This is a genomic window from Vibrio sp. 1F255 (genome assembly GCF_041439145.1).
GTDB lineage: Bacteria > Pseudomonadota > Gammaproteobacteria > Enterobacterales > Vibrionaceae > Vibrio > Vibrio crassostreae_C.
Genome location: NZ_JBGONQ010000012.1, coordinates 38,631 through 52,075 on the forward strand (window position 1 = coordinate 38,631; position 13,445 = coordinate 52,075).

Below are 13,445 nucleotides of genomic sequence, written 5' to 3' on the forward strand. Positions count from 1 at the left end.
TTCTTAGGAAGTATTTTGAAGAAAGTTTTAGCAATTGGCTACGTTTGGCCAGAACCGAATTCATCGGCGGCTGGCAGCCATATGATGTCTCTTTTACGTCTATTTAAGAGACAAGGTTGGCCCGTTGAGTTCGCAACGCCAGCTCAAGAAACCGAGCATATGATTGACCTTTCTGAAGAGGGCATTACAAGCCAATCTATTCAGCTAAATTGCGATAGCTTTGACCAGTACATCGAAGAGCTGCAACCTGATGTTGTGATGTTTGACCGCTTTATGATGGAAGAGCAATTCGGCTGGCGCGTCGAGAAGGTATGTCCCAATGCCTTTAAGCTACTGGATACTGAAGATTTACAATTCCTACGCAATGCTCGACATGAAGCTGTTAAGAAAGAGACAGAGTTAACGAAAGAGCGCCTGTACAGTGACTTGGCGAAACGTGAAATCGCTGCAATCCTGCGCTGTGATCTTTCGTTGATCATCTCAAGTTACGAGATGGAATTGCTCCAATCTGAGTTCAATATCGATCCAAAACTATTACATCACCTGCCGTTCATGGTTGATCTCAACACGTTGCCTGAAAGTACGAAAAGCTTTGAAGAACGTAAGCATTTCATGACGATAGGTAATTTTAGACATGCGCCTAACTGGGATGCAGTGCTTCAGTTACAGAAGATTTGGCCGAAGATTCGTAAACAGTTACCTGACACTGAACTTCATATTTATGGATCTTATCCGCCGCCGAAAGCAACCGCTTTGCATAATCCAAAAACCGGTTTCCATATCAAAGGTTGGGCTAAAGATGCTCAAGAAGTGATGGAAGATGCACGTGTTTGTGTTGCGCCATTACGTTTTGGCGCTGGCATTAAAGGCAAGTTACTTGATGCGATGAAGCTGCAAACTCCGAATGTAACCAGCGAGATCGGCAGTGAAGGCATGCTACCGCAAGGTGAACTGCAATGGCCGGGCGCAGTGTCAGATGATATTGATGAGTTTGTTGAACAAGCTGTCGCTCTTTATAAAGATGAAAAGAAATGGCTTAAAGCTCAAAGCCAATGTCATTCAATTCTTGAAGCGCACTATGAACAGAATCAACTGGGCGACAAATTGATCGAGCGACTGACTGCGCTAGGTTCTGAGCTTGATGCGCATCGACTGAATAATTTCTTTGGTTCAATGCTTAAGCACCATAGTATGGCGAGCACTAAGTACATGTCGCAATGGATTGCTGAGAAGAACAAGGTCAAATAGCTGTTCTTTACCAAAGACAGAATAAATCTTAAGCCCTTAGGTTAACACCTAGGGGCTTTTTTCATGCAGGGCGCTTGTTAATTCCAGACTTACAAAACGACACATACTCGCAGTACATTAGCATTGACTAATTTATATTTATTAGTAAACTCTAATTTATAGGTTGTTATGAGTTTATGATGTTTGTGGATAGGAGAGGTTTGTGCTTAGTTTGATTCCTTGGGATGCTTTTTTCGGCGGCATGTTGTTAGGCGTGTCGGCCATTGTTTTAATGTTGGGGATTGGTCGAGTTGCTGGCATTAGTGGCATTGTCAGCCGATTATTGCCAACTGGCACCAGCAACAAAGAACGTAAAGATGCGGATACAGCAAACACCGAAAAACACTGGCGTATCGCCTTTGTTGTGGGAATGGTCGCAAGTGGTTGGCTATTAATTCCGACGGGCTACCAACTTCCGCAGTTAGAAGAGATGAATCTCGCTTTAGTGATTATTGCTGGCCTTCTGGTGGGCTTTGGTACTAAAACAGCGAACGGTTGTACTAGCGGGCATGGCATTGTCGGAATGGCGCGTTTATCTAAACGTTCTATTGTTGCGACCTGTGTATTTATGGGTGTGGCAATCGTAACCGTGTTTATCAAGAATCTGACTGGCTTGGGGGCATAATGAAAAACGCTTCATTTACTATCGTTATCGGTTTGGTCGCAGGTATTCTTTTTGGCTCTGGCATGATCATCTCAGGGATGGTTGATCCTGAGAAGGTACTCGGCTTCTTAGACATTACCGGTAACTGGGACATTAGTTTGGCATTCGTCATGGGTGGCGCGCTATTGGTCTTTGCACCGTTTTATCATCTGGTCATTAAAAAGCGCGCTAAAGCCATCAATGGCGAGCCGTTAGATAGCCGTAACAATCCGTTGATAGACAGAAAGCTGATTCTTGGATCTACAGCGTTTGGCTTAGGCTGGGGGATTGCAGGCTTTTGCCCAGGCCCTGCGGTAACCAGCCTAAGTGGCGGCAACCCGACGGTGTGGGTGTTTATGATAAGCATGCTGGTGGGAATGTGGCTGGCGGATCGTATGAACAAAACGTGTTAGTAGCAAGCTTATAGCTGATTACATTGGCTTTGACGTTATCCGTTCTGAGCTGACCAAGCATAGAGGTTGACTCGCTTTCAGCACGAAAGTCAGTCAGCCTCTTTCTATATTTACTGTTTCTATTATTTTCAGTTATCTACAATCTGCTGTTATCTAAAATCTACTATTTAATAGTCGTTGAAACTGGACAGTGGTCGCTGAGTTTGTAGTCCAGAACATCTTGTGTTTCAAATACCTTCTGCTTTGCAGGAGAAGCATTTAGCGACTCACTCACCACAATATGATCAATAACAGAGCGGAACTGATGTGTGCGATAATTGTTGCGGTTAGAGCGTACCTTACAATCTGCACGGGTCTTTCGTGTCGCTAACTGCGCATCAGTATATTGTGATAACTCTTTCCACATCCAATCTCGTGAGTAAGCGAGGTTATGGTTAAAGTCGCCAAGAATGGCGTAGTCTTCGTTATTGCGCTCTCTTTGCTTTATCCACTTGTTCAGTTGCTGAGCTTGCTCTTTTAAACGAGAGCAATCGCGGTTGGACTTATACGCTCCGCTACAACCTGCCTTTAAATGCACAGACAACATGTGAATGGGTTTAAAGTTTGTTTCTACAACGATATAGCTGGCAAACCTAAGTTTACTGTTGGATGTGGTTTCAAGCGGAAAGTCAGCGTAGTCGGTGAGGGCTACTCCTTTACGAACTGCAAATCCCGTGTATTGGTTCACTTCTTTAAATTGGCGGTTGCTGTTCTTAGATAGCGCCCGGTCAGACATCAATATCTTGTATTGATCACCAGCCACACGCTGAATGGCATTTACGTTATCGACTTCTTGAAACGCAACCACGTCTGCGTCTAAGGATTGAAAATAAGTTGCGAGTTTGTCGAAATCAGCTTGATCACGTTTGTCAGAAAACTTATTCACAGCCTCGTTGGTTGATAACCATTCGATATTCCAACTGGATATGGTCAAAGGTTCAGCAAATGTCTGGCTACTGAGTAAGCAGCCTAACATTATCCAGTTTTGAAGTCGTTTCATGCCAAATATCCCTAATTTTGTCTGCCAATATTGATGAGCCGTTATCCTACAACACTTACCAAAAATTCAACTCTTTTTAGGAGTTTTTTTATTGTTACATTGTTTCTTTTCGACTTGAGAACTAGCGTAATAATATTGAATTGATCTTAGTCAGCGTTCTCTTTTTATTGATCCAAATCAATACTCAAAGTTGGTGGTTCTCGTTAAATACGCCACAATATCTAGTGTTAGTTAAACGATAAATCGCTCTATATAGTGTGTTTGTGGATAAGTCTGTGAATACCTCAAGAGTAAGGAGAAGTGGTGAAATCAATCGTAATCAAGCGTGATGGCTCAAGAGCTCCATTCAGTAGAGATCGCATCCAAGCTGCAGTGGAAGCAGCATCAGACAAAGCCGATAAGGAAATTGCTATTTATGCACTGAATGTGGCATTAGCAGTTGAGTTGAAGCTCGAAGACTACGATGAAGTTCATATCTCTGAAATTCAAACCATGGTCGAGAACGAGCTAATGCAGGGACCATACAAGTCTCTGGCTCGTGCCTACATTGAATATCGTCATGACCGCGACATCGCCCGTGAGAAGCAAAGCGCTTTAACGCGTGAGATCGAAGGTTTGATCGAAGAAAGCAACGTTGATCTAATCAATGAAAACGCGAACAAAGATGGCAAAGTAATCCCAACTCAGCGTGACCTGCTGGCGGGTATCGTGGCTAAACACTATGCGAAAACTCACATTTTGCCACGTGATATCGTACATGCTCACGAATGTGGTGATATTCACTACCACGATCTAGACTACGCACCGTTCTTCCCAATGTTTAACTGCATGCTTATCGATCTGAAAGGCATGTTAACGCATGGCTTCAAGATGGGTAACGCGGAAATCGACACACCTAAGTCTATTTCTACGGCGACAGCGGTAACCGCGCAGATCATCGCGCAAGTGGCGAGTCACATCTACGGCGGCACAACGATTAACCGCATCGATGAGGTTCTTGAACCTTACGTTATGGCGAGCTACGAGAAGCACTTATCGCTAGCGAAAGAGTGGGACATTCATAGCCCAGAAGCTTTTGCTATCTCTCGCACAGAGAAAGAGTGTTACGACGCGTTCCAATCTCTGGAGTACGAAGTAAACACGCTGCACACCGCTAATGGTCAAACACCATTCGTGACGTTTGGTTTTGGTTTAGGTGAAAGCTGGGGCTCGAAATTGATTCAGCAATCAATCTTGAAAAACCGCATTGCAGGTTTGGGTAAGAACCGTAAAACAGCCGTGTTCCCTAAACTGGTATTTGCGATCAAAGATGGTTTGAACCACCAGAAGCAAGATCCAAACTACGACATCAAGCAATTAGCGCTAGAGTGTGCGTCTAAGCGTATGTACCCAGACATTCTTAACTACGACAAAGTAGTAGAAGTGACAGGGTCATTTAAAACTCCTATGGGTTGTCGTAGCTTCTTGAATACTTACGAAGAAAATGGTGAGTTGATTCACGAAGGCCGTAACAACTTAGGTGTTGTTAGCTTGAACTTGCCACGTATTGCGATTAACGCAAAACAAGATATGGCTAAGTTCTACGAACTGCTTGATGATAAACTGAAGCTGGCTCGTCGCGCTTTAGAAACTCGTATTTCTCGTCTAGAAAACGTGAAAGCACGTGTTGCTCCAATCCTTTACATGGAAGGTGCTTGTGGCGTTCGATTGAAAGCGGACGACTCTATTGCCGATATCTTCAAGAACGGCCGCGCGTCTGTTTCTCTTGGTTACATTGGTATCCACGAAGCGATGACAGCACTTTACGGTACTGACGTTCACCTGTACGACGATGGCGAAATGCGTGCTAAAGCGCTTGAGCTAGTGGAGTACATGAAGCGTGAAGTAGAATCTTGGACCAAAGAGACAGGTTATGCATTCAGCCTATACGGCACACCAAGTGAAAACCTATGTAGTCGTTTCTGCAGCATCGACACCAAAGAGTTTGGTGTGATTGATGGCGTAACAGACCGTGGTTATTACACCAACAGCTTTCACTTAGACGTGCAGAAGAAAGTGAACCCATACGACAAGATCGATTTTGAGATGCCTTATCCTGAAATCTCTAGTGGTGGTTTCATCTGTTACGGTGAGTTCCCGAACATGCAGAAGAACATCGAAGCACTAGAAAACGTATGGGACTACAGCTACACACGTGTTCCTTACTACGGTACAAATACGCCGATTGATGAGTGCTACGAATGTGGTTACAACGGTGAATTTGACTGTACTAGTAAGGGCTTTACGTGTCCTAAGTGTGGCAACCACGACTCAACCAAAGTATCGGTAACACGCCGTGTTTGTGGTTACCTTGGTAGCCCAGATGCACGACCATTTAACTTCGGTAAGCAAGAAGAAGTTAAACGCCGAGTGAAGCATCTTTAGTAAGCTCTAAGATTATTAGCTAGCTTATTTAGAAGAGCTACGTTTCAAGAAATATGATTGGTATCGGCGTTATGTCGATACCAATTCTTTCGTTTCAGCTTTTACAACACATCTTCTCAAACTATTAAGTAATCACGAGTTTTCAATACTGCCTTATGAATTATCACCAATATCACCCAATCGACGTTGTAAATGGCCCTGGAACACGCTGCACTTTGTTTGTGTCGGGTTGTGTACACCAGTGTCGCGGGTGTTATAACCAATCGACGCAAAGGTTGGACTCTGGGCATTTGTTTACTCAAGAACTGCAAGACCACATTATCGCTGATCTCAATGATCCGCGAATTAAGCGTCGTGGCTTGTCGCTTTCTGGTGGTGATCCTTTGCATCCTGCAAACGTGTCTGAAGTGCTTAAGCTTGTTCAGCGTGTAAAAGCAGAATGTGAAGGCAAAGACATCTGGATGTGGACGGGCTACGAGCTCGACGAACTCGACGAAAAGCAGAGGCAAGTACTTGAATATGTTGATACTTTGATTGATGGTCGTTTTGAGCAAGATAAAGCGGATCCAATGTTGGATTGGCGTGGTAGTTCAAACCAAATTATTCATCGGTTCCGACTCTAGTAGACTTTCGTTAGTTAACGTCAACCTACATTAGTGCAAATTAGTAGCCTCAGCTTCTCTGTTGAGGCTTTTTTATTTTATGACGTTCTAAATTTGTAAATTGATTGAATATTGAACTATATGGAATAGGGAATATTAGATTGCACCAGTCTCAACTAGAGTTATCTCCTAAAAATCAAAACTTTGATGAATTTCTGTTTCTTAAATTGTAAATAAAATGATAACTTGGAGGCCATTACTTGAATTTCAAAGGGTTGTGACTTTCATGTTTTCACATCTACCAAAACCAACTTTAGATCCAATTCTATCTCTTTCTGTTGCTTACCGCGGCGATACTCGTACTGATAAAGTCGATTTAGGCATTGGCGTTTACAAAAACGACCAAGGCGAAACTCCGATCATGAAAGCCGTTTCTATGGCTCAAGATATCGTTGTTGAAACGCAGAAAACCAAAGCTTACGTTGGCCTAGCAGGCTGTGAAGAGTTCAACCAGAGCATGGTTGATCTGCTGCTTAAAGGGACTTCTGCAATGGATCGCGTTGCTGCGATTCAAACACCGGGTGCAAGTGGTGCACTTCGCATGTTGGGTGACTTAATGAAAGTTTCTCAACCAGACACCACGGTTTGGATTTCAAACCCAAGCTACGTTAACCACAAACCGGTGATGGAAGCGGCAGGCTTAAAAGTTCGATATTACAATTACTTCAGTCCTGAAACGAAGCAAGTTGATACTGCAAGAATGTTGGATGACCTTTCAAAAGCGGGTCCATCAGATGTGGTACTACTGCACGGTTGCTGTCATAACCCAACGGGTGCGGATATCGACTTTGAGGCGTGGCAGGAAATTACCAAACTATCGCAGAAAAATGGCTTCTTGCCGTTCGTTGATATTGCTTACCAAGGCTTTGGTGATGGCTTAGAAGAAGACGCAAAAGGTCTTCAACACATGGCTAACAACGTCGAAGAGATGTTGATTACGACATCTTGCTCGAAGAACTTCGGTTTATACCGTGAAAGAACGGGTGCCGCTATCGTGATTGGCAAAAACAGCGAACACGTTGGCAATGCTAAAGGTAAGCTTCTAACGCTTGCTCGTTCAACTTACACAATGCCGCCAGATCATGGTGCAGCTTTGGTTAAAACAATTCTTCAGAATCAAGAGCTAACCTCGATTTGGAAGCAAGAATTGAGTGAAATGCAGCAACGTTTGTTAAATCTGCGCCAAAGTTTATGTGATGAATTGCGAAATACTTATAACACGTCACAATTTGACTTCATTGAAAGCCATAAAGGCATGTTTAGTGTACTAGGCTTTAAAGAAACTCAAATGAATCAATTACGTGAAGAATATGGAGTCTATGGTGTTGGTGATGGACGCATCAATATCGCAGGCCTTTCCGAATCTCATATTCCTTATGTAGCAAAAGCGATAGCAAACGTTTCAAAATAGAAGGTGACTGAATGTATAATTGGAAAGCGATTGTAGTTTTAATGCTAAGTGGTGTCCTGTTTGCTTGTTCGGCTACAACTCAAACTCCTGTTGAGCCAGAGCAAAAGCCTCAAATCGAACAACCTGTTGTGGATGACTCTTCAAAAACTGACGCAACAGAAGGCGAGAAAGTAACGGAACCTACTGAGAAGCCTGAAGAAGTAAAACCAACTGAGCCGGAAGTAAAACCTGCACCTGTTGAAAAACCAGTAGAGAAGGTTAGAAAAACAAGTGACGGCAAACTGATTCTTGGTGAAGAAGAGTGGGTGTTTGTTCCTGGTTTAAAAGAAGCGTTTAAAGCACGTGTCGATACCGGTGCAACAACCTCTTCAATCAGTGCAGTTGATATTGTTGATTTTGAACGTGACGGCAAAGACTGGGTTAAGTTCAAGATTGAACACGACGGAATTACAACTGAAGAGATCAGCTTACCAGTAGAACGCTGGGTTAAGATCAAGCAATCAAGCGCAGAAGGCACACAACGACGCGCTGTGGTTGTAGCTTCGATTCAAATTGGCGATCTAAAAGACAAAACTGAATTTACGCTAGCCGACCGAACGCATCTTTCTTTCCCACTTCTGTTGGGTAGAAGCTTCTTTAGAGATGTTGCGGTTGTCGACGTGAGCAAAAAATACGTTCAGAAGAAAATTACTAAATAACAAGTTCTGCTCGTCATCAAAGCTTTTCGTTTTGAAGAGCTATAGTTTCAAAGGTGACGAGCTTAAAAGACTTTTAGTGTTGATAAATGAAATCCCTACCAGTTCTGCTGGTGGGGATTTTTTTATTTACACCCCATAACGTATGAAAAGCATCTAAATGGTCTATGTTTACTATTCGTTTACTGTTTAGCCTCGACAACGTGATCGAGATCTCTATATAATCCGCGCTTCGATTTTTGTTTAATCCATACTTTCGTACTTCTTATTTAGGTTCTTGAAATAGCCTAATAATTATCTGTCAGTACACGCTTAGGAATTAGTTCTTTGATATCTACCGCGAACATCACAATGCAATTTGGCGCAGAGCCGCTGTTTGAAAACATCTCTGCTAAATTTGGTAACGGCAACCGTTATGGTTTGATCGGCGCTAATGGTTGCGGCAAATCAACGTTCATGAAAATCCTAAGTGGCGCATTAACGCCAAGCTCGGGCAACGTTTCTATCACTCCAGGAGAAAAACTGGGTGTGCTAAGCCAAGATCAGTTCGCTTTCGAACAGTACAGCGTTATCGACGTTGTGATCATGGGCGACAGAAAACTTTGGGAAGTAAAACAAGAACGTGACCGCATTTACTCTTTGCCAGAAATGAGCGAAGACGACGGCATGAAAGTCGCAGAACTTGAAAGTGAATTCGCGGAAATGGATGGCTACACAGCAGAAAGCCGTGCTGGCGACATCCTAATTCAAGCGGGTATTGAAGAAGAGTTCCATTTCGGCTTGATCCAGCAAGTAGCTCCAGGTTGGAAACTGCGTGTGCTATTGGCACAAGCTCTGTTTGCAAACCCAGATATCCTGCTTCTTGATGAACCAACCAACAACTTGGACATTCACACGATCAACTGGCTTGCTGAAGAGCTAAACCAGCGTAAATGTACAATGATCATCATTTCGCACGATAGACACTTCCTGAACTCTGTGTGTACACACATGGCAGACATCGACTACGGTGAGCTACGTGTCTACCCTGGTAACTACGAGTACTTCCTAGAAGCATCTGGCTTGATTCGTGAACAGCTTTTAGCAAGCAACGCTAAGAAAGCGGCTGAAATCAGCGAGCTTCAAGATTTCGTAAACCGTTTTGGTGCTAACGCATCTAAAGCAAAACAAGCAAGCTCTCGTGCCAAGAAAATGGATAAGATCACGCTTGATGAAGTGAAATCATCGAGCCGTATGAGCCCATCTATTGATTTTGGCGAAGGTAAGAAACTACACCGTCAAGCGCTTGAACTTCAAGACCTTGGTCACGGCTTCGATGGCGAAACATTGTTTGCCGGTGGTAACTTGCTGCTTGAAGCGGGTACTCGTCTTGCGGTTATCGGTGAGAACGGTGTAGGTAAAACCACGCTGCTACGTTGCCTAGTTCAAGAGCTAGAGCAAAACGAAGGTATCGTAAAATGGTCTGAAAACGCATCTGTAGGCTACTGCCCACAAGATAGTACGTCTGACTTTGATAACGACCTGAGCATCTTCGATTGGATCTCACAATGGCGCACAGTGAAGCACGATGACCTTATGGTACGTGGCATTCTAGGTCGCCTATTGTTTACTGCTGACGATGCGAACAAAAAAGCGCGTAACTGTTCTGGTGGTGAGAAGAACCGTCTGTTATTCGGCAAGCTAATGATGCAAGACATCAACGTGCTTGTAATGGACGAACCAACCAACCACATGGACATGGAAGCAATCCAAGCCCTGAACGACGCGTTGAAGGTTTACACTGGCACGCTTATCTTCGTAAGCCATGACCGAGAGTTCGTTTCTTCATTAGCAACACACATCATCGATGTAAAAGATCAACAGCTAGTGAGCTTCCAAGGTACTTATGAAGAGTACTTAGATCACCAGAAAAAGATGCTGATGGTTAGCTTATAAAGCAAGTCGCTGGCTCAGGTCGTGAACGACTAAAAGCCAGCGAAACTAACAAACAAAAAAGCCCCGAACATTAATATGTTCGGGGCTTTTCTATGTAATACGTTTAGCTATTTATTACTCAGTAATTGAAATCTAGATTAGAATCCGAATCGAGCCGACATTAAGATTTGGTGGCCATATGTGCCGTTATTGCGCATATCAAGACCAACAGACAGTTGATCAGTTGAATGGAAACGAGCACCGATACCCAAAATTGAACGAGTGTCATCGTTGTCGATCAGTTGACCAAGGCGTGCGTTAACTTCAACGTTTGCCATTAACCAAGCTCTCAAGCCAAGGTTAATTTCTGTTTTGATGTGGTTATCGTCATTCCGTTCAATGTTGTGCAGTAACATTTGGCCAGTAACGTCAGCAAATTGACTGATTGGGCCGTTGAATCCCATACCTACCGCTGCATCCCAATCACTTTCAAATTCTGAATCGATACGAGCAACAAAATGAGAGTTCTGAGTGAACATTGTTGTGACTTCACCACCGAAAGTACTTGGGCTAGTACCCATGCGCAGCTCGAATGTGTTGTAGTTAAAGTTGTTTGCAGACGCAGAGAATGAACACAGTGCAGCGAGTCCTAAAAGGACAGTCTTATTCGTGCAACCTAGCATGGTGACTCCATATAAATTGTATTTTGCGGCAGTATAATACAAAAAAGCGTGCAATATGCAGGCCAATTATTTGAAGTCGGTATTTTTATATTAATCGCTTATAGAACCTGGATGTGGTCCACTTCGATTTCAGGTGTCTTACCACCTTCATATTCACCGAAGATACGAACTTTTGTATCAGCGGTCAGTGGTTGTGCTAGGCGGATATCATCATCAAGTTCGATTTGAATTTCACTCTGGCCATCAGAGAAGACAAACGTGTCATTCTTAAGTTGACGAACGATCTTGCCATCCACAATTGCTTCTTGCTCTGCGAACATGCTTGTGTCGGCAAGTAGTGTCGCAACAGAAACGGTTTCAATTGGGCCAGTATAAGCAATAGCGCTTTCGTGCTTGTTGCTGTTGTGGTCACTAGCCATTGCGAAAGTAGGAGCAAGGATAATAGTAGATGCGATAGCTAATACAGTTTTTTTCATGGTGAATCCCTTAATGTTGTTTTTAGTAGAAACGTTTTTCTGAATTTGAAACGTTTCTTTTCGTTAGTACGTTTTTTGTTGAAGCGCCTGTTATCGTTCACAAGCTTCGTTTCGATGGAGCTATTAAACAACACTGGGGTTGAATCCAGAGTGAGTAACACATTCATTTTCCATTCATTTTATTGAGCATCTACTCGGCAATGACGTTAAGATGGTCGCAGAGAAATATTGCCCACAGCTATAAATTGAAAATTAAGAAATTAAGGATTTAAGTACAAATGCGAGCACCATTAAGTGCCCTTATGGTTCAAGGGACAACGTCAGATGCCGGAAAAAGTGTTTTGGTGGCAGGTTTATGCCGTGTTTTGGCAAGGAAAGGAATCAAAGTGGCACCTTTTAAGCCACAAAACATGGCGTTGAACAGTGCTGTGACAAAAGATGGTGGCGAAATTGGCCGTGCTCAAGCGGTTCAGGCGCAAGCTTGTAATATAGAGCCAACCGTTCACATGAACCCTGTATTGCTAAAGCCCAACTCAGATACCGGCGCGCAAGTGATTTTGCAAGGCCGAGCGCTGAGCAACATGGAAGCGACGGGTTATCATGATTACAAGAAAGTGGCGATGGATACAGTTATCGATTCGTTTGACCGACTTTCTGAAGAATATGAAAGCGTGATGATTGAAGGTGCGGGGAGCCCAGCCGAAATCAATCTTCGTGAAAATGATATCGCTAACATGGGATTTGCTGAGAAAGCGGACATCCCTGTGCTCATCGTTGCTGATATTGACCGTGGTGGCGTTTTTGCGCATCTCTACGGGACATTAGCTCTATTGTCTGAATCTGAACAAGCTCGTGTAAAAGGCTTTGTGATAAATCGTTTTAGAGGCGATATCGCACTGCTTCAATCTGGCCTAGATTGGCTAGAGGAAAAAACCGGCAAGCCAGTCATTGGTGTTTTGCCATATCTGCATGGTTTTAACTTAGAAGCGGAAGATGCCATTACCTCTGCTCAAGAGTCTGACGGAGAAGCTAAGCTTAAGGTGGCGGTGCCAGTGCTAACCCGAATCAGCAACCATACAGACTTTGACGCGTTAAGATTGAATCCTTCGATTGATTTACGTTATGTCGGTAAAGGCGAACGTGTAAACAATGCTGATTTAATTATCTTGCCGGGTACAAAGTCGGTAAGAGCAGATTTGGATTACCTAAAAGAACAAGGCTGGGATAAAGATATTCAACGCCACCTGCGCTTAGGCGGCAAAGTGATGGGTATCTGCGGTGGCTACCAAATGTTAGGTAACATCATCCACGATCCTGATGGCGTTGAAGGGGAACCCGGCAGCAGCGAAGGGTTAGGGTATCTGGATACTGAAACGACCCTTACACAGCAGAAAACCTTAACCAACGTACGCGGCACCATGACGCTGGATGGCAAAACAGCACAAGTAAAAGGGTATGAAATCCACGTAGGTAGGACTGATGTCAAAGAAACAGCCTTACCGGTTCAGTTAGAATCTGGCAGCCTAGATGGCGCTGTGAATCAAGATAACTCGATTTTTGGTACTTACTTGCATGGCGTATTCGACAACAGTGATGCGTTGTCGCTTATTTGCGAATGGGCAGGAGCCAACGATGTGACCGCGATTGACCACGAACAGCTTAAAGAGCTGGGTATTAATCGAATCGCTGATGCCATCGAAGAGTACTTAAATCTTGATCTGCTTTGGCCAGAGTTAACAGCTTAAGCCGCCATTTAGAAGTTAGCTAAAGAACTTAAACGAACAATAGATAAGTGATA

Annotated in this window: 12 protein-coding genes; 9 read left to right on the plus strand and 3 right to left on the minus strand. The window is 43.6% G+C overall.

Translation table 11 applies throughout. The annotated features are described in order from the left end of the window. The first annotated feature begins 15 nt into the window (after window positions 1-15). The 3 genes from ACED41_RS09110 to ACED41_RS09120 all read left to right on the plus strand — a co-directional run bounded on the left by ACED41_RS09110 (window position 16) and on the right by ACED41_RS09120 (window position 2,343). Window positions 16-1,248 (plus strand): glycosyltransferase, encoded by a 1,233-nt coding sequence (locus ACED41_RS09110; protein WP_371724847.1) that lies wholly within the window; start codon window positions 16-18, stop codon window positions 1,246-1,248. A 202-nt stretch (window positions 1,249-1,450) separates the two neighbouring features. Then, window positions 1,451-1,912, plus strand: coding sequence for a YeeE/YedE family protein (locus ACED41_RS09115; RefSeq protein WP_010429747.1), 462 nt, complete (start codon window positions 1,451-1,453; stop codon window positions 1,910-1,912). After that, window positions 1,912-2,343, plus strand: coding sequence for a YeeE/YedE family protein (locus ACED41_RS09120; RefSeq protein WP_016787649.1), 432 nt, complete (start codon window positions 1,912-1,914; stop codon window positions 2,341-2,343). Before ACED41_RS09115 ends, ACED41_RS09120 begins: the two co-directional genes overlap by 1 nt. A gap of 163 nt (window positions 2,344-2,506) precedes the next feature. Here the strand turns inward: ACED41_RS09120 and ACED41_RS09125 are convergent, their stop codons facing one another. Next, complete coding sequence (locus tag ACED41_RS09125; protein WP_017064569.1) at window positions 2,507-3,382, minus strand: endonuclease/exonuclease/phosphatase family protein; 876 nt, start codon at window positions 3,380-3,382, stop codon at window positions 2,507-2,509. 303 nt (window positions 3,383-3,685) lie between these two features. On the opposite strand from ACED41_RS09125, the gene nrdD reads away from it, so the two are divergent. The 5 genes from nrdD (at window position 3,686) to ACED41_RS09150 (ending at window position 10,509) form a co-directional block, all read left to right on the plus strand. Beyond that, entirely contained in the window at window positions 3,686-5,806 is a 2,121-nt protein-coding gene (gene nrdD, locus ACED41_RS09130) for an anaerobic ribonucleoside-triphosphate reductase (protein ID WP_017064570.1), read from the plus strand. Between the two features lie 155 nt (window positions 5,807-5,961). Then, window positions 5,962-6,429 carry an anaerobic ribonucleoside-triphosphate reductase-activating protein gene (nrdG, locus tag ACED41_RS09135; RefSeq protein WP_017064571.1) on the plus strand — a complete coding sequence of 156 codons (468 nt, stop codon included), beginning with the start codon at window positions 5,962-5,964 and terminating at the stop codon, window positions 6,427-6,429. Window positions 6,430-6,694: 265 nt separating this feature from the next. Further along, a complete protein-coding gene (locus ACED41_RS09140) occupies window positions 6,695-7,879 on the plus strand; it encodes an amino acid aminotransferase (RefSeq protein WP_017060118.1) in 1,185 nt (394 codons plus the stop codon). 11 nt (window positions 7,880-7,890) lie between these two features. Beyond that, the gene (locus ACED41_RS09145) at window positions 7,891-8,577 is read left to right on the plus strand and encodes a RimK/LysX family protein (RefSeq protein WP_371724848.1); all 687 of its coding nucleotides are present in this window, start codon (window positions 7,891-7,893) and stop codon (window positions 8,575-8,577) included. A gap of 324 nt (window positions 8,578-8,901) precedes the next feature. After that, window positions 8,902-10,509: an ABC-F family ATPase gene (locus tag ACED41_RS09150; protein ID WP_371724849.1), complete on the plus strand. Its 1,608-nt coding sequence runs from the start codon at window positions 8,902-8,904 to the stop codon at window positions 10,507-10,509. 137 nt (window positions 10,510-10,646) lie between these two features. Here the strand turns inward: ACED41_RS09150 and ACED41_RS09155 are convergent, their stop codons facing one another. Together ACED41_RS09155 and ACED41_RS09160 are read right to left on the minus strand one after the other, a co-directional pair. Next, on the minus strand, window positions 10,647-11,171 hold the full coding sequence (locus ACED41_RS09155) for a hypothetical protein (RefSeq protein WP_017060115.1): 525 nt from the start codon (window positions 11,169-11,171) through the stop codon (window positions 10,647-10,649). 98 nt (window positions 11,172-11,269) lie between these two features. Beyond that, window positions 11,270-11,647, minus strand: a complete 378-nt coding sequence (locus ACED41_RS09160) for a YgiW/YdeI family stress tolerance OB fold protein (RefSeq protein WP_048608277.1) — start codon at window positions 11,645-11,647, stop codon at window positions 11,270-11,272. A 278-nt stretch (window positions 11,648-11,925) separates the two neighbouring features. Between ACED41_RS09160 and ACED41_RS09165 the strand changes: the two genes are divergently transcribed. Beyond that, on the plus strand, window positions 11,926-13,392 hold the full coding sequence (locus ACED41_RS09165) for a cobyric acid synthase (protein WP_171733216.1): 1,467 nt from the start codon (window positions 11,926-11,928) through the stop codon (window positions 13,390-13,392). Window positions 13,393-13,445: the final 53 nt, after the last annotated feature.

Bases quoted from the DNA above. Each gene is read 5' to 3' on its own strand.
- ACED41_RS09120 (WP_016787649.1), top strand. From the start codon at position 1,912: ATGAAAAACGCTTCATTTACTATCGTTATCGGTTTGGTCGCAGGTATT.
- ACED41_RS09125 (WP_017064569.1), bottom strand. From the start codon at position 3,382: ATGAAACGACTTCAAAACTGGATAATGTTAGGCTGCTTACTCAGTAGC.
- ACED41_RS09145 (WP_371724848.1), top strand. From the start codon at position 7,891: ATGTATAATTGGAAAGCGATTGTAGTTTTAATGCTAAGTGGTGTCCTG.
- ACED41_RS09160 (WP_048608277.1), bottom strand. From the start codon at position 11,647: ATGAAAAAAACTGTATTAGCTATCGCATCTACTATTATCCTTGCTCCT.
- nrdG (WP_017064571.1), top strand. From the start codon at position 5,962: ATGAATTATCACCAATATCACCCAATCGACGTTGTAAATGGCCCTGGA.
- ACED41_RS09165 (WP_171733216.1), top strand. From the start codon at position 11,926: ATGCGAGCACCATTAAGTGCCCTTATGGTTCAAGGGACAACGTCAGAT.
- ACED41_RS09155 (WP_017060115.1), bottom strand. From the start codon at position 11,171: ATGCTAGGTTGCACGAATAAGACTGTCCTTTTAGGACTCGCTGCACTG.
- ACED41_RS09140 (WP_017060118.1), top strand. From the start codon at position 6,695: ATGTTTTCACATCTACCAAAACCAACTTTAGATCCAATTCTATCTCTT.